Origin of the sequence: Saccharothrix sp. ALI-22-I (genome assembly GCF_001984175.1) — a bacterium.
GTDB lineage: Bacteria > Actinomycetota > Actinomycetes > Mycobacteriales > Pseudonocardiaceae > Actinosynnema.
In genome coordinates this window covers 1-20944 of record NZ_MTQP01000059.1, presented here as the reverse complement: position 1 = coordinate 20944, position 20944 = coordinate 1, and the positions used below count along the sequence as shown (strand labels likewise).

Sequence of the window (20944 nt, the reverse complement as noted above, 5' to 3'; positions counted from 1 at the left end):
CTCTTGGTCAAGTATCGCCACGCCAACTCCCTTCCTGAGAGCGTTTCCATCCTGTTTCGACGCGTTGAGCGAGACCGGCCAGTTCCAATTGTGGGAGCAACGCGCGCACTCTCGGCAGCTCGACGCCGGACTCCACGGAGATCGCTTCCGGGCTGTACCCGAACGTCAACCCCAAGGCTTCGAACACCCGCATCGCGTCACCCTGCGGCGGCCCGGTATCGGTGTTCCGAGTGGCCTCGACGAGATCGACGCCGAGCCGCCCGGTCGACTCGATGACCTCGGCGACACTGGTCACCGGCAACGCGGCACCCGACCGCAGCAATTCGTGGCAACCCGACGAACTGACCGAGGTGATCGGACCCGGAACCGCCATCAGCACCCGCCCGAGCGCCGCCGTGGACGCCGCCGTGTTCTTGGCCCCGCTGCGCTGACCAGCCTCGACGACAACGGTCCCCTCCGCCAGTGCCGCGATGAGCCGGTTCCGGGTGAGAAACCGGTGACGCGCCGGCGTGTGCATTGGTGGGTACTCACTCACCAGGAGCCCTTGGCCGGGAATGCGCTCCAGCAAGGCCCGGTGACCAGCGGGATAAGCGACATCGACCCCGCAAGCCAGGACAGCGATCGTCAACCCGCCACCTGTGATCGCGCCCCGATGAGCAGCACCGTCGATCCCATAGGCAGCGCCCGACACCACCGTGACCCCGGCCTCGGCCAACCCGTACCCGAACTCCCCCGCAACGTGCTGGCCGTACCCCGAAGCAGCCCGACTACCCACCACCGCCACCGCCCGCTCGGTGATCGCGGCAAGACTGAACTCCCCCCGAACCCACAACGCCAACGGCTCCAACCCACACCGCAACCCGTTGGCAGCGGCAATGGCCAAGGCGTTGAAAGGCCACCGAGGCCACTCGTCATCCTCAGGAACCAACAACCGCCCACCGACCTTGGCAGCAACCTCCAGATCCTTCTCCGCCTGATCCAGCCCCCGCCGAGCCGAAGTCTGACTGTCAACCGCAGCAGGCACCTCCCCACCCCGAACCATCTCCGCCGCCCGCACCGGCCCCACTTCGGCAACAAACCCGACAAGCGCCGCAGCCGGCGGCTCAGCCACCCGGGACAGATAGGCCCGAGCCAACCGGATCTCGTCCGTACTCACGGCCACCCCCACCACTCGCCAGCCGACCTCCGCGCCCCACAGCCGAAGACCGATCCGGGCGGATCGAGGTGAGTAGTCAGGTCTAGCAACTTGCCGGCGCCGATTGGCCAGGGTGGGGCTGAGGTCGGCGCGATCGGTGAGCGCACGGCCGGCGGCGCGGTGTGGGACGGGGCTTGGCTGGACTGCGTCTGCTGTGTAGTCATGATCATCTGCGCTCTCGGAATACCAGGGCTGCGGCTACGTGGTCTTCTGTGGGTTGGGCGACTTCTGCCAGGTCGGCCAGGGTCCAGGCGACTCGCAGGCATCTATCGGACCCACGGCCTGTCAATGAGCCCTTGGCGAGTGCGCGATCGAGAACGGACGTCGTCTCGCGGGGAAGGGCGAACTCCCTTCTCAACACCGGGCCGGGAACTTCGGCGTTGGTCAACCAGCCGTGTTCCGCCCAGCGTTCCGCTGCTCTCGTTCTGGCCTTGTGCACACGTTCGCGGACGGTCGCGGTGGGTTCAGGTTCGACTACGTATTCGCGACTCATAGCGGTCAGTGGGCGCATCGTCACTCTCAGGTCCACCCGGTCCAGCAGCGGACCGGAGAGCTTGGTCTCGTACCGTCTCCTGGCCGCGGGCAAGCAGATGCAGTCGATGTCCTTCGGCGGCGCACAAGGGCACGGGTTGGTGGCCATCACCAACTGGAACCTGGCCGGGTAGCGAGTAATCCCGTCACGCCTGGCCAGGCGGACCTCGCCTTCCTCCAAAGCCGTGCGCAGGGCCTCTAGCTTCGACACTCCGAACTCGCGCGCCTCGTCCAGGAACAGCACCCCTCGATGGGCTCGGCTCATCGCGCCGGGCTTGGCCAAGCCGGCACCGCCTCCGACCAGGGCGCCTACCGACGTCGAGTGGTGCAGGGAGACGAACGGTGGTGAGGAGACCAGTGGAGCCTCCGGCGTGAGCAGGCCGGCGATGGAGTGCACGGCCGTGACTCCGAGGGCCTCCTCCATCGAGAGTGGCGGGAGGAGGCCGGCCAGGCGTTGGGCCAGCATGGTCTTCCCGGTGCCTGGTGGGCCGGTCAGGAGGATGTGGTGGCCGCCGGCTGCGGCTACCTCCAGGGCCCACCTTGCTTCCGGTTGGCCGATGACGTCGGCCAAGTCCGGGCCGTCCGGGGGTGGGGCTGGGGTGGGTGGGGTGGTGTGGTGGAGGGTCTCCTTGCCGTCCAGCCAGTCGAGGACGTCGGTCAGGGTTGCGGCGCCCAGGACGGTTACGCCGTCTACCAGGGCCGCTTCCGGGAGGGTGGCTACGGGGACGATCGCTTGGGTCAGGCCGCCTCGCTTGGCCGCGAGCAAGGCCGGTAGGACGCCCCTGATGGTGCGTACTCGGCCGTCCAAGGCCAGTTCACCCAGGAGGACGGTGTGAGCCAGGCGTTCGCCTGGGATGGCTTGGGCGGCTGCCAGGACCACGCAGGCGATGGCCAGGTCGTAGCCGGAGCCGTTCTTGGGCAGGGTCGCCGGGGACAGGCCCAGGGTCACGCGTTGGGACGGCCAGTCGTGGCCGCTGTTCCTGACGGCTGCCTTCACCCGGTCTTTCGACTCGTGCAGGGCAGCGTCCGGGAGGCCCAGGAGCTGGGTTTTGACGGTTCCGACGCCCACGTCGGCCTCGATCTCCACCGGGACGCCGTCCACGCCGAACAACGCCACCGACCACGTTCGCGCCAGCGCCATCACACACCTCGCAGGTGGTGCAGGCGGACCTGGCCGACCGGCGGCCATTCGATCGAGATGACGTCGAAGCGGATCTCCACCCGGCCGATCCGGTTGGCACTCAGCCAGCGCAGGGCCGATTTGCGGACCCGGTCGAGTTTGTCCGGCGTCACCGCTTCCAGGGGCGTACCTCTGGTCGTGCCCGAACGGCACTTCACCTCGACCACCACCAGCCGGGTGCCGTCGGTGGCGATGACGTCCAGTTCGCCCTCGTCGCAGCGCCAGTTGCGGGCCAGGATCGACAGGCCCTGGTGTTCCAGGTACCGGCATGCCGCGTCCTCGCCGCGCCTGCCCAGGTCGGTCGCCGTGTTCATGTTCCACCCCTGTCGGAATCGGTCTTGGTTCGACCTTGCCGACGTGGTGGAGGGGTGGCTACCAGCGGTTCGCCGGCTGTGGACAACTCGGTGGGCTGTGGATGGCGGCGGGCGGATTGTCGGTGTCAGGTGGTATGGGGCCGAGGCCGTAAGAGCACGAAGAGACGCAAAGGGGCCCGCCCTGAGGCAGGCCCCTGCGACTTAGCGGGTATCAGGAGTTGAACGGACCGTCCTCGGGCAGCCTGAGCTCGGGCTTGTCCAGCTCCTCGACGTTGACGTCCTTGAAGGTGATTACCCGGACATTCTTCACGAACCGGGCAGGGCGGTACATGTCCCACACCCACGCGTCCGACATCCGCACCTCGAAGTAGACCTCGCCGTCCGCGTTGCGGACCTGCACGTCCACCGAGTTGGCCAGGTAGAACCGCCGCTCGGTCTCCACGACGAACGAGAACTGGCTGACGATGTCGCGGTACTCCTTGTACAGCGACAACTCCATCTCGGTCTCGTACTTCTCGAGATCCTCTGCACTCATTACGCCTCCGCGCGGGTAATCATCGAATCCGCGCCCCTCCTCGTCGCGAGCCTGCCACCGCTGGTCTGCGGGGTTGTCCCATTCTGGACCACGGCGGCGGCAACCACGCCGCGCGCCACCCTGTGCGGCGCTTCCAACCCGTGCCGGCGCGCCGCGGCCGCCACGTTCGCATACGACCAGCGGTGTTGCGCACTCGGGCCGTGTTCGGCCAGCGCCGCCGTGTGCTCGGGGGTGCTGTAGCCCTTGTGCACGTCGAACCCGTAGACGGGCAGTTCTTCGTGCAACCCGGTCATGATCCGGTCCCGGGTGACCTTGGCCAGCACGGACGCCGCCGCCACGCACGCGGCCACCCGGTCGCCCTTGACCACCGGCATGTTCGGCGCGGTGAGGCCAGGCACCGGGAAACCGTCGGTCAGGACGTACCCGGGATGTACACCCAATCGTGCGACGGCACGCCGCATGCCCTCGATGTTCGCCACGTGCACGCCGATCAGGTCCACCTCGGCGGCCGGGATCACGATCACCGCGTAGTCACGCGCGCGCTTGAGCACCAGGTCGTACATCCGGTCCCGCGCGGCGGCGGTGAGCAGCTTGGAGTCGGTGAGCCCGTCGAACTTCGCCCCGTCACCGGGCTTGAGCACGCACGACGCCACGACCAGCGGCCCCGCGCACGCACCGCGACCAGCCTCGTCCACCCCGGCCACCGGACCGAGACCCCGCCGGTCCAGCGCGGCTTCGAACGCCCAGATGCCCGCGGTCTGCCGGACCTGGACACGAGGCGGCTTGCGGATCACCCTCCGACCCTATCTCAGTCGCGAACTCCGAAAACGCGCCCTCACTCGCTTGCCGAACAGCAGCACCGGCCACGCCGCGGCGAAGCCCGCGCCGACCGGCAGGGCGTCCTGCCACGCGGGCGCGCCGATGGCCACGACCTGCGGGTTGTGGTCGCCCACGCCCTGCCAGCGGGCCGGCGGCAGCACGATCACCCGCGCTTTGCCCACCACGTTGTCCACCGGCACCAGACCACCCTCGCGGCCGTCGCCCTGGCACCGCGAGTCGCACGAGTCGTTCCGGTTGTCACCCAGCACGAACAGGTAGCCCTCGGGGATCGTCAGGTCCGCGAACGACTCCTGCACGGTGCTGCGCCCCGGCGCCCAGTACAGGTACGGCTCGTCCAGCGCCTTCCCGTCCACCGTCACCCGGTTGCGGTCGTCGCAGCACTTCACCGTCTGCCCGCCGACCGCGATGACCCGCTTGACGAAGTCCTCCTCGTTCGCCGACGGGAACCCCAGCAGCGAACCCAGCCCCTGCAGCCCCTTGGTGACCGGGTTGGTCGGCTCGGCGGCCACGAAGTCCTGGTTGATCCAGCTGTCGGGCCCGTGGAAGACCACGACATCACCGGGCTCCGGCTCGCTGAAGTCGTAAGTCAGCTTGTCCACCAGCACCCGGTCGCCGAAGCAGCCGTCGGAGCAGCCGTGCAGCGTCTGCTCCATCGACTCCGACGGGATCATGTAGACCTTCGCCAGGAACGACTGGATCAGCACCGCGAGCACCACCGCGACACCGATCAGGATCGGCAGCTCTTTCCAGAACGAGCCCTTGCGCTTGGCCGTTTTGCGCGCGCGGGCGCGCCACTGCTCGACCTTGTCCTCGTGCTCCGGGTCCCCCTCGTCGGAGGTGCCCCGGGACGGTGCGACGTCTACCACCCCGTCAGCGTACCGATCAGGGCTGTGAGGCCCTGGTCAACCGCCTGCGCAGCTTCCGTCCGAAGAAGAGGACCGGCCACGCCGCGGCCAGACCGGCGCCCGCCGGGATCGCGCCCTGCCACGCGGGCGCGCCGAGAGCGAGGGCCTGCGGGTTGTGGTCGCCGATGCCCTGCCAGCGGGAAGGCGGCAGCACGATCACGCGTGCCTTGCCGATGACGTTGTCCTCCGGCACGGTGCCCGCCTCGCCGCCACCGCCCTGCTTGCGCGAGTCGGTGGAGTTCGTGCGGTTGTCACCCATCACCCAGAGGTGGCCTTCGGGGACCGTGACCTTCTCGAACGGGTCGTGGTTCTCCGGTGACGTGCCGGGCTGCCAGTAGATGTACGGCTCGTCCAGCGGCTTGCCGTCCACCAGCACCCGGTGCTGGTCGTCGCAGCACTCGACGGTCTGCCCGCCGGTGGCGATGACGCGCTTGACGAAATCGCGCTCGTCCGGCGGCGCGAGACCGATCAGCGAGGCCACCGATTGGATGCCCGCCACGATCGGGTTGTCCGAACGGCCGGAGGTGAAGTCGTTGTTGCCCCAGCTCTCGGGGCCGCGGAACACCACGACCTCACCCGGTTCGATCTCGGTGAAGTCGTAGACCAGCTTGTCGACCAGCACCCGGTCGTTGTTGCACCCGGGGCAGCCGTGGAGGGTCTCCTCCATCGACTGCGACGGGATCACGTACACCCGCGCGAGGAATGTCTGGATCAGGATGGTGAGGACCAGCGCCGTGGCACCGAGCACGAGCAGTTCGCGCCAGAGCGGGGGCTTCTTCTTGTCCTTCTTGTTCTTGCCGCCCGCAGCCGAGTCCGGAGTGGACTCGGCTGCGGGTTCCTGACCGTCTTCGTCAGCGGAGCGGTGCACGGGATCTGCCACGTGGGCAGGCTACTGGTAGCGCGTGAACCAGCCGTCAGGAGGCCGGCCTGGCCTCGCGCTTCTCCTTGATCTTGGCGGCCTTGCCGCGCAGGTCGCGGAGGTAGTACAGCTTCGCCCGGCGGACGTCGCCGCGAGAGGCGACCTCGATCTCGGCGATGTTCGGGGAGTGGATCGGGAAGGTGCGCTCGACACCGACACCGAACGAGACCTTGCGAACGGTGAAGGTCTCACGGATGCCGCCGCCCTGGCGGCGGATCACGACGCCCTGGAACACCTGGACCCGCTCGCGGGAGCCCTCGATGACGCGGACGTGAACCTTCAGCGTGTCGCCCGGCCGGAAGCTGGGGATGTCGGAGCGCAGCGACTGGGCGTCAAGAGCGTCCAGGGTGTTCATCGGTGGTCCGTCCTCGTCCTCACGTGTATTGCGTACTCCCCCAAGGCGCGGCTTATCTCAACTTACACACGCGCGGGGGCGGGCCTAGCGCACGCCGGATGAGTTGAACCGGGTGCAGCAACCTGTCCAGTGTGCCAGACGAGGGGCGGCGGTACGAAATCGGCCCTAGTCCAGCCCGTCGAGCAGCTTGCGGTCGTGCTTGTCGAGCGCGCCCTCGGGGAGGGCGTCGAGCAGTTCCGGGCGGCGTTCGCGGGTCCGGCGAAGCGACTGGTCACGCCGCCAGCGGTCGATCGCCTTGTGGTTGCCCGAGCGCAGCACCTCCGGCACGGCGAGGTCGCGCCACACCTCGGGACGGGTGTAGCTGGGACCCTCCAGCAGGCCGTCGGAGAACGAGTCCTCGGCGGCCGACTTCGGGTTGCCCAGCACGCCCGGCAGCAGCCGGACCACGGCCTCGACCACCACCAGGACCGCCACCTCGCCGCCGACCAGGACGTAGTCGCCGATGGAGACCTCGTCCACGCGCATCCGCCGGGACGCGTCGTCCACGACCCGCTGGTCGATGCCCTCGTACCGGCCGCAGGCGAACACCAGGTGCTCCTCGGCGGCGTACTCGTGGGCCAGCCGCTGGGTGAACGGCCGGCCGGCGGGCGTGGGCACGATCAGGCGCGTGGCCGGGGTGCAGACCTCGTCCAGCGCGTCGCCCCAGACCTGGGGCTTCATCACCATGCCCGGACCGCCACCGTACGGGCTGTCGTCGACGGCCTTGTGCACGTCGTGCGTCCAGTTCCGCAGGTCGTGCACGCCGACGCTGATCAGGCCCTTGTCGATGGCCTTGCCGAGCAGGGCGGCGCGGAGCGGGTCCAGGTACTCCGGGAAGATCGTGACGACGTCAATCCGCATCGAGCAGGCCCTCGGGCGGGTCCAGCACCACGCGCTTGCCGGGCACGTCCACCGTGGGCACGATCTCGCGCACGAACGGCACCAGGGTCTCGTCACCGTTCTCGCGCCTGACGACCAGCAGCTCGCCGCCCGGTCCGTGCAGGATCTCCAGCACGGTGCCGATCTTCGTGCCGTCGGTCAGTTCGGCGGTCAGCCCTTCGAGTTCGTGGTCGTAGAACTCGTCCGGGTCGCCGGTGGGCGGCAGGTCCTCCGTGCTGCCCAGCAGCAACGTGCCGCGCAGCGTCTCGGCCACGTCGCGGGTCAGCACTTCCTCGAAACGCACCAACAGCCGCCCGGAGTGGTTCCGGGCGGCTGCGACGGTGAGGTTGCGAGACGTGCCGTCGCGCAGCTTGGCGGTCAGCACCGTGCCCAGCGCGAACCGGGTCTCGGGTGAATCCGTGCGCACGTCGACGGCCAACTCGCCGCTGATCCCGTGCGCCTTGGCCACTCGGCCGACGACGACGTCCATGTGCGCGCGTTCAGCGATCGGTGTCGACCACGTCGACGCGCACGCCACGACCACCGATACCGGCCATCACGGTGCGCAGCGCGGTCGCGGTGCGGCCGCTGCGGCCGATCACCTTGCCGAGGTCGTCCGGGTGGACGTGCACCTCCAGCGTGCGACCGCGCCGAGTCGTGACCAGGTTCACCCGGACGTCGTCCGGGTGGTCGACGATGCCTCGAACGAGGTGTTCGAGAGCGTCAGCCAACAAACTCACGCCTCGTCCTTGGCGGCCTCGGGAGCGGGCTCGGCGTCGGCGGCCTTCTTCGCCGACTTCTTCTTCGGCGTCGTCGCGTCGGTCGACGGGGCATCGCCGGCGGCGGCCAGCGCGGCGGCGAACAGCTCCGCCTTGCTCGTCTTCGGCTCCTTGACCCTCAGCGTGCCCTCGGCGCCCGGCAGGCCCTTGAACTTCTGCCAGTCACCGGTGATCTCCAGCAGGCGCTGGACCGACTCGGTCGGCTGCGCGCCGACACCCAGCCAGTACTGCGCGCGGTCGCTGTCCACCGCGATGAACGACGGCTCTTCCTTGGGGTGGTACTTGCCGATCGTCTCGATCGCCTTGCCGCTGCGGCGGACGCGGGCGTCGGCGACGACGATCCGGTAGTACGGCTGACGGATCTTGCCAAGCCGCTGAAGCTTGATCTTGACGGCCACGGGTGTGGGTGCTCCTCGTGCTCTCGATGTGCTCAGGTGCGGGCATTCCTCACCCGAGTGGGGCACGGGTGGTGAAAGCCCAGTGTCTGGGGCGCCACGGCACGGTGAGAGGGACCGACCTCGGCGAACAACCAACCATTCTGCCAGACGGGTCTACTCAGGCACGAATCGGGCCACGGGGATGCCCGCTCCCGCCAGTGCCCCCCGGATTTTCCGGGCGTGTTCGACGGCTCCCTGGGTGTCCCCGTGCAGGCAGATGGAGTCGATTTCGGCCTTGAGCACGGTGCCGTCGGTGGCCACCAGTTCGCGGTGTTCGGCGAGCCGCAGAACCTGGGCCAGGACAGCGTCCGTGCTGGTCAGGACGGCGTTCGACTGGGTTCGGGGCACCAGGGTGGCCTCCGGCGTGTAGGCCCGGTCGGCGAACGCCTCGCGGACCGGGCGCAGGCCGGCGCGTTCGGCGTGGTGCAGCAGGCGGGAGCCGGGCAGGCCGAGGACGGGGAGGTCGCCGAACGCCTTGACGCCGTCCACCACGGCTTTGGCCTGTGCGTCGTGGTGGACGGTGGCGTTGTAGAGCGCGCCGTGCGGTTTGACGTATTCGACCTTGGTGCCCGCCGCTTTGGCGCAGGCGTCCAGCGCGCCGATCTGGTACAGGACTTCGTCGGCCAGTTCGGCCGGGTCGGCGTCGATGAAGCGGCGGCCGAAGCCGGCCAGGTCGCGGTAGGAGACCTGGGCGCCCACGGCCACGCCGCGGCTCGCCGCCTGCCGGCAGACCCGGCGCATGGTCGACGGGTCGCCCGCGTGGAAGCCGCAGGCCACGTTCGCGCTGGTCACGATGTCGAGGAGGGCTTCGTCGTCGCCCAGGCGCCAGATGCCAAAGCCCTCGCCGAGGTCGCTGTTGAGGTCGACCACGCCGGTGTTCACGAGGGCATCACCCCGACCGAGACGAGCAGGAGGGTCAGGCCGGGGAGGAAGTTGTTGATCACGTGCGCCACCACGCTCGCGGTGAGCCTGCGGGTGATGAGGCGGGCGATGCCGATGGGGATGGCGATGACGATGAGCAGCGACGTCCGCAGCGGTTCGAGGTGGCTGGCCGCGAAGATCAGCGTGGTGAGCACGAACGCCGCCCACCGGCTCCAGTTCTGCCGTTCGACCGCACCCCACAGCAGGCCGCGGTAGATGATCTCCTCGCACACCGGGCCCAGGAAGCACACGTAGAGGAACATCACGATGGCGGCGGCCAGGGGCAGGCCCGCACCGTCCACCAGCTCGCTGATGGCGGAGGTGGCGTTGCTGTCGCCGACCAGCCTCGACCAGATGACCGCGGCCACGTAGGTGAGCAGCAGGCCGAGCGCGCCCAGCTTCAGGCCGATCTTGACGTCCGCCCACTCCCAGCCGAGCCGCAGGTCCTGGAACGGGCCGTTGCCGCGCAGGTAGGTGACCGTGACGGCGACGGCGGCGGCCAGCACCGTCGGCACCATCGAACCGATCAGGATGAACGAGACCGAGCTGCCGATGTCCGTGCCCGAGGTGCGGGCCAGGGCGGTGATGAACACCGCACTGAGAATGAACACCGCTTCCACGAGCAGGAACGCGCCGAAGCCCCAGCGCTGACCGACGCGCACCGCTTCCGGCCCCCGCCCGACCGCGCGGACACTGGCGATCAGGCCTGTCGGAGGTTCATCCGGTGGTGTCACAGCCATCCACCCTAATCAGCCGGTGTAGAGGTAGACGGCGGGCAGCAGGTTGTTCGTCGCGTGCGCGACGACGCTCCCGGCCACCCGGCCGGTGATCATGCGGGCCGCGCCGATCGCGAGGCCCTGGGCGAAGAGGCTGATCATGCGCCAGCTCTCCTCGTGCAGGAACGCGAAGATGAGCGCGGTGAGCGCGAGGATCGCGATCCTCGGGATCTTGTAGTGGGCCAGTGCTTGCCATAGGGCTCCCCTGGTGAGGAGTTCTTCGGTCAGCGGCGCGCCGAGGAAGACGAACAGCGCTGCCGCCGCGAGCCAGACGGTGCGGCCCCCCGATAGAGCTTCGATCTGCTCCAGTGAGCTGGATTGGTCCGGGTTGATCCGCAACAACAGGGTGCCCAGAAGCCAGGCGGCTAAAAGGGCGGTGCCGCCGGCGGCCAGACCCACCCTCAAGTCTCGTGCGGTGGGGATCAGGCCGAAGTCGGTGTTCGGACCGCTGCCCCTGGCCCACGAGACGACGGCGGGGCCGAGGCCGAGCAGGAGGTTCGGCAGGAAGACGAGCAGGAGCAGTGGGCCGAGGACCGGTGGATCGGTGATGTCCACTTCGGCGAAGCGGTCGGCGGTCGCGGCGGTGAAGACCAGGGTCGCGATGTGGTAGCCCGCCAGGCCGGTGAAGAACGCCAGGAAACCCCAGTGCGCTCGGCCGGTGTCCTGGGCCTGCTGTTCCTCCACTCGTCCGAACGTAGTGGTCCGCGGTGCCGAGGTGCTCCCCGAGGCAGGTCAAGATCACCCTGACGGCGGCAGGGCGGTCGCGGGGCGGCGGAAGAATTCTCGCCGGCCCACCGGATCACGGGTTTCCCTACTGGTCGGACGTGGTCGCCACGTGTGCCCGACGACGGCTCAACCGTGGATTCGGCCGCGCAGCATGACCAGCTTCGGGTGCCGCAGGGTGTCGAGGTCCGCACGCGGGTCCTCGTCGTAGACCACGATGTCGGCCGCCGCGCCTTCGGTGAGCGACGGGAAGCCGAGCCACTCGCGCGCGGCCCAGGAGGCCGCCCCCAGGGCTTGGTCCGGTGTCATGCCGACCTGGGTGAGCGCCTGGATCTCGTCCACGATGCGGCCGTGCTCGATGCCGCCGCCCGCGTCCGTGCCCGCGAACACCGGGACGCCCGCCTCGACGGCCTTGGCGATGGTCTCGGTGTTGCGCGCGTGCAGGTGCCTCATGTGGCTCTGGTAGCTCGGGTACCTCTCCGCGCCGGCCGCGATGGACGGGAAGTTCTCGATGTTGATCAGGGTCGGCACCAGGGCGGTCTGGTTGCGAGCCATGTGGTCGATGGTCTCGTCGGTCAGGCCCGTGCCGTGCTCGATGCAGTCGATACCGGCGTTGAGCAGGGCGGGCAGGGCCTCTTCGCCGAAGACGTGCGCGGTGACCCTGGCCTTGTTCTCGTGCGCGACCTTGATCGCCTCGGTGAGGACGTCCTCGGTCCACAGGGGCGCGAGGTCGCCGGTCTCGCGGTCGATCCAGTCGCCGACCAGCTTGACCCAGCCGTCGCCCTCCGCGACCTGCTCGGCCACCGCCGACGGCAGGTCGGCCGGGTCCTCGATCTCGACGCCCAGGTACCTGATGTACCGCTTGGGCCTGGCCAGGTGCCTGCCCGCGCGGATGATCCGGGGCAGGTCCAGGCGCTCCTGCAACGGCCGGGTGTCCAGGGGCGAGCCGCAGTCCCGGATCAGCAGCGTGCCCGCATCGCGGTCGGTGAGGGCCTGGTCGACCGCCTCGGGCAGGTCCACCGTGCCGTGGGCGCCCAGACCGACGTGGCAGTGCGCGTCCACCAGGCCGGGGACCAGGTAGCCCCCGGTGCTGACGGTCGTCGCGCCCGGTACCGGTCGGGTGCGGATCCGGCCGTTGACCACCCAGATGTCCCGCGGGTCGCCGCCCTCGGGCAGGACGACGCCCCGCAGGTGCAGACCGGTCACTTGCCGAACTTCAGCTTCGACGGGTCGAAGCCGGGTGGGAGCTGGTCGAGGGAGCCGAGCCCGGGCGGGAGCTCGTGCCCGCCGCCCTGAGGGGGCATGCCGGGCATGCCGCCGGGGAGCATGCCGGGGAACCCGCCGCGCATCTTCGGCGGCGTCGGGCCGCGGCCCTTGCCCTTCTTGCCCTTCTTCCCCTTGCCCTTGCGGGTGTTCTTGCCACCGCCGCCCGGCAGGCCGAAGCGGCCGGCCATCTGGCTCATCATCTTGCGCGCTTCGAAGAAGCGGTTGACCAGGTCGTTCACATCGCTGACCCGGACGCCGGAGCCGTTGGCGATGCGCAGCCGGCGGGACGCGTTGATGATCTTCGGATCGTCGCGCTCGGCCGGGGTCATGCCGCGGATGATCGCCTGGACCCGGTCCAGGTGCTTCTCGTCCAGGTTGGCCAGCTGGTCCTTCATCTGGCCCGCGCCGGGCAGCATGCCCAGCAGGTTCGCGATCGGGCCCATCTTGCGCAGGGCCAGCATCTGCTCCAGGAAGTCCTCCAGCGTGAGCTGGCCGGAGCCCATCTTGACCGCGGCCGCCTCGGCCTGGTCCGCGTCGAACGCCTGTTCCGCCTGCTCGATCAGGGTGAGCATGTCGCCCATGCCCAGGATCCGGCTCGCCATCCGGTCCGGGTGGAAGACGTCGAAGTCCTCCAGCTTCTCACCGTTCGAGGCGAACAGGATGGGCTGACCGGTGACCTCGCGGACGCTGAGCGCCGCGCCACCGCGGGCGTCGCCGTCGAGCTTGGTGAGGACCACGCCGGTGAAGCCGACGCCCTCGGAGAACGCGGTCGCGGTGTTCACCGCGTCCTGGCCGATCATCGCGTCGACCACGAACAGCACCTCGTCGGGCTGCACGGCGGCGCGGATGTCGACGGCCTGGCGCATCATCTCCTCGTCCACGCCGAGGCGGCCCGCGGTGTCGACCAGCACGATGTCGTACTGGGCCCGCTTGGCCTCCTCGATGCCCTTGCGGGCCACGTCGACCGGGTCGCCCACGCCGTTGCCCGGCTCGGGGGCGAAGACGGGCACGCCCGCGCGCTCGCCGACCACCTGGAGCTGGGTGACCGCGTTCGGGCGCTGCAGGTCGCAGGCCACCAGCATCGGGGTGTGCCCCTGGCCCTTGAGCCACTTGGCGAGCTTGCCCGCCAGGGTCGTCTTGCCGGCGCCCTGGAGGCCCGCGAGCATGATCACGCTCGGCGGGTTCTTCGCCAGGTTCAGCCTGCGGGTCTCCCCGCCGAGGATGCCGACCAGCTCCTCGTTGACGATCTTGACGACCTGCTGGGCCGGGTTCAGCGCCTGGCTGACCTCGGAGCCCTTGGCCCGCTCCTTGACCTTCGCGATGAACGTGCGCACGACGGGCAGCGCGACGTCGGCCTCCAGCAGCGCGACCCGGATCTCGCGCGCGGTCGCGTCGATGTCGGCCTCGGACAGCCGCCCCTTGCCCCGCAGGTTCTGCAGGACCGAGGTGAGCCGGTCGGAAAGGGTGTTGAACACGTTGCCGCCAGACCTCGCACGTCGTCGGTGGGTTCCTGGCTCTTAGGGTAGCCGTTCACGCCGGCGTCACGGACAGCCGCAGGTGGTCCTCGCGGGTCAGCAGGGTCAGGCCCTGCCAGCCGCGCGGCGGCACACCCGCGGCGAAGCGGGTGCGGAGCCTGGACGCGCGGCGGACGTGCCGGGTGAACGACCGGGAACGGATCAGCCGGCCCCGCTGGACCTGGCCGGACAGCGCCTCCTCGGCGCTGGCGTCGAGCCACAGGAAGTGCCTCGGCCGGTTGGTGAGCACGCCCACCGCGACCAGGCCGGCGCGGGTGGTCGGGCGGGTGGACGGTTCGTGGACCAGCAGCAGGCCGCGCGCGGTGATCGCGAACCACAGGATGCGGGTGCGGTGCACGAGGTGCACCAGCGGTCGGTAGAGGCGGTACGGCATGGTCTTGGGGAAGAGGCTCCGCAGTCTGGTCCGAACCTGGTCGGAGTCCAGCACGACGGCAGGCGCGCCATCCGTGTCGGCGGCGGCGAGCAGCGTCGACTTACCCGCTCCCGGCAGTCCGGCCAGCACGACCAGCGAGCGCGGCCTCACGGCGACTGCGGTCATCGCTTCCATACTAAAGAGACGTTTCGGACGCCGACGAGTTCCGCCGAGTGGCGCAGTGATCGTTTGCGAAAAATCACACCTACGGTCCGCGTCCGCGGGAACCAGGCGGGAACCAGCGGGACGGAGGCGGCCCAACCCCTCGATGGGCCGCCTCCGACCACTCGGTGGCGACGCTCCCCCCGCCCCACCCCCAGTCGGGCGGGTCCGTCCCCGTGCCATGGCTGAAAGCTTGCCGTGGCACGGGGCCCGGTGGCAGCGTGAGCACCCGTGGTCGGTTGTGCGTAGAGCTACGCAACTTCCGGCGGTGGACCGCGCTATCCGGCGGCGAGCAGAACCGCCCGTTCGATCTTGCGGCGCTGGTTGCCGTCGATGCCCTTCGGCATGGTGATGGCGAACGAGTCCACCACCGTGGAGCCCAATGTGGACACCCTCGCCCACACGATGTCCACACCGGACTGCTCCAACGCGTCCGCGACGTGGTGCAGCAGCCCGATCCGGTCCGCCGCGCGCAGCTCCAGCACCACCGCGCCGGTCGACTCGTCGTCGAACCAGAGCACCCTCGGCGGTGGCGGGTCCTGCGGCGGGCCGCCGTAGTCGCGTTCCTTCGCGGCCAGCTTGTCGGCCAGCGCGAGGGAGCCGTCCACGGCCCTGGTGAGCTGTTCGCGCAACAACGTCACGTCCGGCAGGGAACCGAACCTGGGTGAGACGGTGAACACGTCGACCGCCGCCCCCTCGTGGGAGCGCAGCGTCGCGGTGTGCACTTCGAGGGAGTTGAGCGCCAGCACACCGGCGGCCCTGGAGAGCAGGCCCGGGCGGTCGGGCGCGACCACCGTGATGGTGGCCGCGTGGTCGTTCGGGTCGATCAGCACGTCCGGTTTGCCGCTGCTCAGCACGGCCTGGGCGAGGTCCTGCTGGCGCTGGTCCAACGGCTCCGGCTTGGGCAGCGGGTCGCCCGCCATCGCCGTCCGGCAGCGCGCGACCAGGTCGCTGATCAGCGAGGACTTCCACTCCGACCACACGCCGGGCCCGGTCGCCAGGGCGTCGGCCTCGGCCAGCGCGTAGAGCAGTTCCAGCAGCACCGGGTCGCCGCCGAGGGTCTCCACGACGCGGTGCACGGTGGTCTCGTCCTCCACGTCACGGCGGGTCGCCGTGTGCGGGAGCAGGAGGTGGTGGCGCACCAGGGCGGTGAGCGTGGCCACGTCCTGCGGCCACAGGCCGAGCCGTTCGGCGATCTGCGTGGTGAGCGCCGCGCCGACCTCGGAGTGGTCGGCCTGCCTGCCCTTGCCGATGTCGTGCACCAGCGTGCCGAGCAGCAGCAGGTCCGGCCGGGACACCCTGGTCACCAGGCGGGCCGCGTGCGCGGTGGCCTGCACCAGGTGGCGGTCCACGGTCCAGGTGTGCGCGGCGTCACGGGGCGGCAGGTCCCGCACCGCGCCCCACTCGGGGAACAGCCTGCCCCACAGACCGGTGCGGTCCAGCGCCTCGACCACGTCGATCAGGCCCATGCCGCTGCCCAGCAGGGCCAGCAGCTCCTCGCGGGCCTCTCTGGGCCACGGCTGGCGCAGCTCGGGGGCGGAGTCGGCGAGCTTGGCCAACGTGCCCGCGGCGATCGGGTGCTTGCTGCGGGCGGCGGCCGTGGCGACGCGGAGCAGCAGGGCCGGGTCGCGGCTGGGCATGGCGTCACGGGCCAGCGCCACCTCGTTGCCGTGCAGCACGACGCCCTCGTCCAGCGGTCGTCTGGCGGGGGTCCGTCTGAGCGGGGACCGGGCGAACACACCCAGTCCGCGCTTGGGGACGGCGGCACGCGCCGTCCGCATGGCCACGTCCACCGCGTACACGATCGTGCGGGCGGCCGACGACATCGACCTGGCCAGCGTGAAGCGGTCCTGCAGGCCCAGGGCGGTGGCGACCTCGTCGCCGTCCTGCGCGCGGAGCACGTCGCGCGGCTTGCGCGCCACCCGGCGCAGCTCGGTGCGCACGTCCAGCAGCAGCTTGCGGGCCTCGTTGACCTCGGCGGACGGCCGGTCGGTCAGCTGCGCCGCGCTCAACGCGTCCAGCAGCGTCACGTCCCGCAACCCACCGCGGCCGTGCTTGAGGTCCGGCTCGACGCGGTGCGCGATCTCGCCGCTGCGCGCCCACCGCCGTGACGCCGACTCGGCCATCTCGTCCAGCCGCGTGCGCACCCCCGTGCGCCACGCCTGACGCGCGCTCTCGGCCAGTCGTTGGCTGATCTCCTGGTCGCCCGCGATGTGGCGGATGTCCAGCAGCCCCAACGCGGTGCGCAGGTCACCGGCGGCGACGCGGAGCGCCTCGCCGACCGTGCGCACCGAGTGGTCCAGGCCGATGCCGGAGTTCCACAGCGGGTACCAGAGCTTCTCGGCGATCTGGTCCACGCCCTTGTGCCCGTTGTGCACCAGGAGCAGGTCCAGATCGGAATAGGGCACCAGCTCTCGCCTGCCCAGACCCCCCACGGCGACCAGCGCGACACCGCCGCCCGGTCCACCGACACCCGCCTGCGAGGCGTGCGCGGTGAGCCAGAACTCGTGCAGGTCCACCAGCGCCTCGCGCAGCGACTCCCCCGTCAAACGGCGCCGACCTGGCGCGAGCAGCCGATCGCGTGCTCGCACCAGGTCGTCAGCCGTGACGACGGCCGTCTCGGCGTTCTCCATACGGCCGTCTCCCATTCCTACATTCCTACCGAGGATCCCTATAGGGCATCCGAGCCGCGCTCCCCGGTCCGGACCCGGATGACCGTGTCGACCGGGGTCACCCAGACCTTCCCGTCACCGATCTTGCCGGTGCGGGCGGCTTCCACGACGGCGTCGAGGGTCTTCTCCACGGCGGCGTCGTCCACCAGCACCTCGATGCGGAGCTTGGGCACGAAGTCCACGGCGTACTCGGCGCCGCGGTAGACCTCGGTGTGGCCCTTCTGCCTGCCGTAGCCCTGGACCTCGCTGACGGTCATGCCCAGCACCCCCAGCTGCTCCAGGGATGCCTTCACGTCGTCGAGGGTGAAGGGCTTGATGATCGCGGTGACCAACTTCATGACTTGTTGCTCCCCTCAAGCACCGCAGTGCCGCCGGCGGCGACACTGGACTTGCTGCCGCTGCGAGAGCCCAGGCCGCTGCCGAACTCGTACGCGGTCTCCGCGTGCTCGGCCTCGTCGATGCCGGCCACCTCGGCCTCTGCGTCGGCCCGGAAGCCTACGGTCAGCTTGACCAGGTAGCCCAGGATGAGGCTCAGCACGAAGGAGTACGCGAGCACGGCGAGCGCGCCCACGGCCTGCCGCCACAGCTGGTCGACGCCGCCACCGTAGAAGAGGCCGTCGATGCCCGCGGGAGCGGAGGAGCTGGCGAAGAAGCCGATCAGGATGGTGCCGGAGAGGCCACCGACCAGGTGCACGCCGACCACGTCGAGCGAGTCGTCGAAGCCGAAGCGGTACTTCAGGCTGACCGCCAGGGCGCACAGGGCGCCGGTGATCGCGCCGATCGCGATGGCACCGAGGGGGGTGACCGACGAACAGGCCGGGGTGATGGCGACCAGACCCGCGATGACGCCGGACGCGGCGCCGAGCGTGGTGGCGTTGCCGTCGCGGACGCGTTCCACGGCGAGCCAGGCGAGCATGGCGGCGCAGGTGGCGACCAGGGTGTTGACGAAGGTGACGCCGGCGAGGCCATTGGCGCCGAGGGCGGAGCCCGCGTTGAAGCCGAACCAGCCGAACCACAGCAGACCGGCACCGAGCACGACCAGCGGCAGGCTGTGCGGCTTCATCCGGTCCTTCGGCCAACCGACGCGCTTGCCGAGGACGATCGCCAGCGCGAGACCCGCCGCACCGGCGTTGATGTGGACCGCGGTGCCGCCCGCGAAGTCGATGGCGAGCAGCTTGTTGGCGATCCAGCCACCCGGGTCGATGACGTTGCCGGCCTCGTCCTTGCCGTCGAAGTCGAACACCCAGTGCGCGACCGGGAAGTACACCAGCAGCGCCCACAGACCGGCGAACAGCAGCCAGGGCCCGAAGCGGGCGCGGTCGGCGATCGCGCCGGAGATCAAGGCCACCGTGATGATGGCGAACATCGCCTGGAAGGCGACGAACACGGTGGACGGGATTTTGCCGGCGAGCGAGTCAGCCGCCAGCAGGCCGTCAAGGCCGAAGAACTCGAACGGCTTGCCGAGCAGACCCGCACCGACATCGGTGCCGAATGCCATGGAATAGCCGACCAGCACCCAGAGCACACCGACCACGGCGATTGCGCCCAGGCTCATCATCATCATGTTGAGCACACTCTTCGACCGGACCATGCCCCCGTAGAAAAAGGCAAGTCCCGGCGTCATCAACAGCACCAGTGCGGCACTGGTGAGCACCCAGGCGGTGTCCCCTGTATCCACGTCGACCTCCACTGCGCTTCGGTTGCACGGAGCATCGGCAGGTCCTGTTTCGCGCGGTTGCGCCTCAGGTTTCGCGCAGGTGAACTGTCCGACCCCTGGTGTTACAGCCATGTTTCGTCCGCTTGAAGCAAGTCGTTCCGCCCGCGATCAGTCGCCGTCGCGGCGGAATTCCCGGTGACGGACCGTGCGAGGGACTCTCGCGTTTGCGGTGGTTCGTGTGACCCATGGAGTGAACCGGCGACGGTGGGTCACGGAGGGTATGACCCTCAGGCGTCGCACAGTCGCGTCGAGCCTGCCAGACCGGCCGGGGCCGCCCCCACCAGGTGGTGGAGGCGGCCCCGGTTCGTCGTGACGCTCTTACTTGAGCCAGCCCGGGATGCCCGGGGCCGGACCCGTCGGCACCGGCTTGGCGTCCGAGGACTCCGTGCCAAGGGACGCGGTCGGCTCCGGCGGGGGCTCCACCGCGGCGCAGCGGGCGCCGGCACGCGGGGTCTTCAGGTTGATCAGGTAGTCGTCCGTGGTGCCACGCGTGCAGTCGCTGCGGTCGTAGACACCGTGGCCCCAGCCCTCGTAGGTCAGCAGGACCGTGGTGTCACGGCTCTGCCGGTGGGCGTTGGCCGCCCACTCGTACCCGGTGGCGGGGTCGTAGAGCGAGTTCATCATCAGGATCTTCGGCGCGTTCTTGATCTTCAACCGGTGCTGCGGGTTGTTGACCTTCTCCGGTAGGCCGATACAGCCCGCGATGGCGTAGTGGCCCAGCGACGAGCCGCGCATGTGCGGCGCGATCTGGTTGGCGCGGTCCACCAGGGCGGAGAACTCGCGGTAGTTCTTCACCCGCATCGCCCAGTCCTGGCAGAACACGGCCGGGAACGGGTTGCGCGCCGTCTCCGCCGCGAAGGCGACCGGGGCCGCCTTGCCCGCGCCCAAGTCGACCAGCCAGGACGCCAGCGACTGCCAGTTGGGGCCGTAGAACGAGCTGAACGCGACGCTGATGATCTCCTCGGAGGTCACCTTGACCTCGGGGTCGAACGGGTCGACGATCTCGCCGCGGTCGGCGCGGTCGAGCAGGTCGTCCCACACCTTCCCGACGTCCTGACCGTGCAGGGCGCACAACTCGTTGCGGTCGCACCACTTCACGAACTCGCCGAACGAGTCCTCGGCGGTCTTGGCCTCGGTCTCGTTGAACCGCCACGTGCCCAGGCTGTGGTCCATGTTCGAGTCGATCACCATGGCGCGGATGTTGCGGCCGTACTCCTCGGCGTACTGCTGGCCGATGAGCGTGCCGTACGAGACGCCGTAGTAGTTGATCTTCTGTTCACCGAGCGCCTTGCGCAGCGCGTCGATGTCCTTGACCACCGCGCCGGTGTCGGCGTGGTCGTACATCGGGCCGGTCTGCGCGCGGCAGTCCGCGGCCAGTTCGCGGTTGTACGCGGCGAGGGTGTCGAACTGCTGCTGGTTCGTCGGGTAGATCGACGGCTGCCGCCGCAACACGTCGAGCGAGCACTGCACCGGCTGACTGCGCGCGACACCGCGCGGGTCGAAGCCGATGATGTCGAAGCGCTCCTGCACCTCCGGGCTGAAGTAGCCGGCCGCCGCCAGCGCGAAGTTCACGCCCGAACCGCCCGGACCACCGGGGTTGATGACCATGATCCCGACGCGCTTGGACGGGTCGGTGGCCTTGCGGCGGGCCACGGCGAGGTCGAACTTCTCGCCGCGCGGGTTGGCCCAGTCGATGGGCAGGCTCAGCGTGCCGCACTCCACCTCGGCCAGCTCAGGGCACGGCTGCCAGGCGATGCGGGCGGTGACCGCCCAGTCCATCCGCCGCACGTCGTCACCGGGCTGGTAGGGCCGCGCCTCGCCGGGCTCGGAGCCCGGTCCGGGGACCAGGCCC

At 69.8% G+C, this 20944-nt stretch carries 22 protein-coding genes; all 22 read right to left on the bottom strand.

Annotation, left to right across the window (positions count from 1 at the left end; genetic code table 11):
* Positions 1-7: 7 nt before the first annotated feature.
* Positions 8-1156, bottom strand: a complete 1149-nt coding sequence (gene dprA, locus ALI22I_RS18415) for a DNA-processing protein DprA (protein ID WP_077006962.1) — start codon at positions 1154-1156, stop codon at positions 8-10.
* 205 nt (positions 1157-1361) lie between these two features.
* Positions 1362-2867: a YifB family Mg chelatase-like AAA ATPase gene (locus tag ALI22I_RS18410; protein ID WP_077006753.1), complete on the bottom strand. Its 1506-nt coding sequence runs from the start codon at positions 2865-2867 to the stop codon at positions 1362-1364.
* A complete protein-coding gene (locus ALI22I_RS18405; RefSeq protein WP_077006752.1) occupies positions 2867-3220 on the bottom strand; it encodes a YraN family protein in 354 nt (117 codons plus the stop codon). The genes ALI22I_RS18410 and ALI22I_RS18405 overlap by 1 nt, the downstream gene beginning before the upstream one ends.
* A 211-nt stretch (positions 3221-3431) precedes the next feature.
* Positions 3432-3755, bottom strand: a complete 324-nt coding sequence (locus tag ALI22I_RS18400; protein WP_033431454.1) for a DUF2469 domain-containing protein — start codon at positions 3753-3755, stop codon at positions 3432-3434.
* Positions 3755-4549, bottom strand: a complete 795-nt coding sequence (locus ALI22I_RS18395; protein WP_077006751.1) for a ribonuclease HII — start codon at positions 4547-4549, stop codon at positions 3755-3757. The genes ALI22I_RS18400 and ALI22I_RS18395 overlap by 1 nt, the downstream gene beginning before the upstream one ends.
* Positions 4550-4558: 9 nt before the next feature.
* Positions 4559-5461, bottom strand: coding sequence for a signal peptidase I (gene lepB / locus ALI22I_RS18390; RefSeq protein WP_077006750.1), 903 nt, complete (start codon positions 5459-5461; stop codon positions 4559-4561).
* A 16-nt stretch (positions 5462-5477) separates the two neighbouring features.
* Positions 5478-6380, bottom strand: coding sequence for a signal peptidase I (gene lepB, locus ALI22I_RS18385; protein ID WP_077006749.1), 903 nt, complete (start codon positions 6378-6380; stop codon positions 5478-5480).
* A 34-nt stretch (positions 6381-6414) separates the two neighbouring features.
* On the bottom strand, positions 6415-6774 hold the full coding sequence (rplS, locus tag ALI22I_RS18380) for a 50S ribosomal protein L19 (protein ID WP_077006748.1): 360 nt from the start codon (positions 6772-6774) through the stop codon (positions 6415-6417).
* Between the two features lie 165 nt (positions 6775-6939).
* Positions 6940-7674, bottom strand: coding sequence for a tRNA (guanosine(37)-N1)-methyltransferase TrmD (gene trmD, locus ALI22I_RS18375; protein ID WP_077006747.1), 735 nt, complete (start codon positions 7672-7674; stop codon positions 6940-6942).
* Positions 7664-8182, bottom strand: coding sequence for a ribosome maturation factor RimM (gene rimM, locus ALI22I_RS18370; protein WP_077006746.1), 519 nt, complete (start codon positions 8180-8182; stop codon positions 7664-7666). The genes trmD and rimM overlap by 11 nt, the downstream gene beginning before the upstream one ends.
* Before the next feature lie 10 nt (positions 8183-8192).
* On the bottom strand, positions 8193-8432 hold the full coding sequence (locus tag ALI22I_RS18365; protein WP_015104447.1) for an RNA-binding protein: 240 nt from the start codon (positions 8430-8432) through the stop codon (positions 8193-8195).
* Positions 8429-8869, bottom strand: a complete 441-nt coding sequence (rpsP, locus tag ALI22I_RS18360; RefSeq protein WP_077006745.1) for a 30S ribosomal protein S16 — start codon at positions 8867-8869, stop codon at positions 8429-8431. Before rpsP ends, ALI22I_RS18365 begins: the two co-directional genes overlap by 4 nt.
* Before the next feature lie 153 nt (positions 8870-9022).
* Positions 9023-9790, bottom strand: a complete 768-nt coding sequence (locus tag ALI22I_RS18355) for a LamB/YcsF family protein (protein WP_238598435.1) — start codon at positions 9788-9790, stop codon at positions 9023-9025.
* Positions 9787-10569, bottom strand: a complete 783-nt coding sequence (locus tag ALI22I_RS18350) for a CPBP family intramembrane glutamic endopeptidase (RefSeq protein WP_077006744.1) — start codon at positions 10567-10569, stop codon at positions 9787-9789. Before ALI22I_RS18350 ends, ALI22I_RS18355 begins: the two co-directional genes overlap by 4 nt.
* Before the next feature lie 9 nt (positions 10570-10578).
* Positions 10579-11289: a CPBP family intramembrane glutamic endopeptidase gene (locus tag ALI22I_RS18345; RefSeq protein ID WP_077006743.1), complete on the bottom strand. Its 711-nt coding sequence runs from the start codon at positions 11287-11289 to the stop codon at positions 10579-10581.
* 168 nt (positions 11290-11457) lie between these two features.
* Positions 11458-12534, bottom strand: a complete 1077-nt coding sequence (locus tag ALI22I_RS18340; RefSeq protein ID WP_179118273.1) for a metal-dependent hydrolase family protein — start codon at positions 12532-12534, stop codon at positions 11458-11460.
* Complete coding sequence (ffh, locus tag ALI22I_RS18335) at positions 12531-14069, bottom strand: signal recognition particle protein (RefSeq protein ID WP_077006742.1); 1539 nt, start codon at positions 14067-14069, stop codon at positions 12531-12533. The genes ALI22I_RS18340 and ffh overlap by 4 nt, the downstream gene beginning before the upstream one ends.
* 55 nt (positions 14070-14124) lie before the next feature.
* Positions 14125-14667, bottom strand: coding sequence for an AAA family ATPase (locus ALI22I_RS18330; RefSeq protein WP_238598434.1), 543 nt, complete (start codon positions 14665-14667; stop codon positions 14125-14127).
* A 314-nt stretch (positions 14668-14981) separates the two neighbouring features.
* On the bottom strand, positions 14982-17351 hold the full coding sequence (locus tag ALI22I_RS18325; RefSeq protein WP_238598433.1) for a [protein-PII] uridylyltransferase: 2370 nt from the start codon (positions 17349-17351) through the stop codon (positions 14982-14984).
* Positions 17352-17374: 23 nt separating this feature from the next.
* Positions 17375-17713, bottom strand: a complete 339-nt coding sequence (locus ALI22I_RS18320; protein ID WP_033437621.1) for a P-II family nitrogen regulator — start codon at positions 17711-17713, stop codon at positions 17375-17377.
* Positions 17710-19053, bottom strand: coding sequence for an ammonium transporter (locus ALI22I_RS18315; RefSeq protein ID WP_077006959.1), 1344 nt, complete (start codon positions 19051-19053; stop codon positions 17710-17712). Before ALI22I_RS18315 ends, ALI22I_RS18320 begins: the two co-directional genes overlap by 4 nt.
* A 357-nt stretch (positions 19054-19410) precedes the next feature.
* Positions 19411-20944 (bottom strand): alpha/beta hydrolase (locus ALI22I_RS18310; protein WP_077006739.1); only part of this gene is annotated, 1534 nt, incomplete at its 5' end.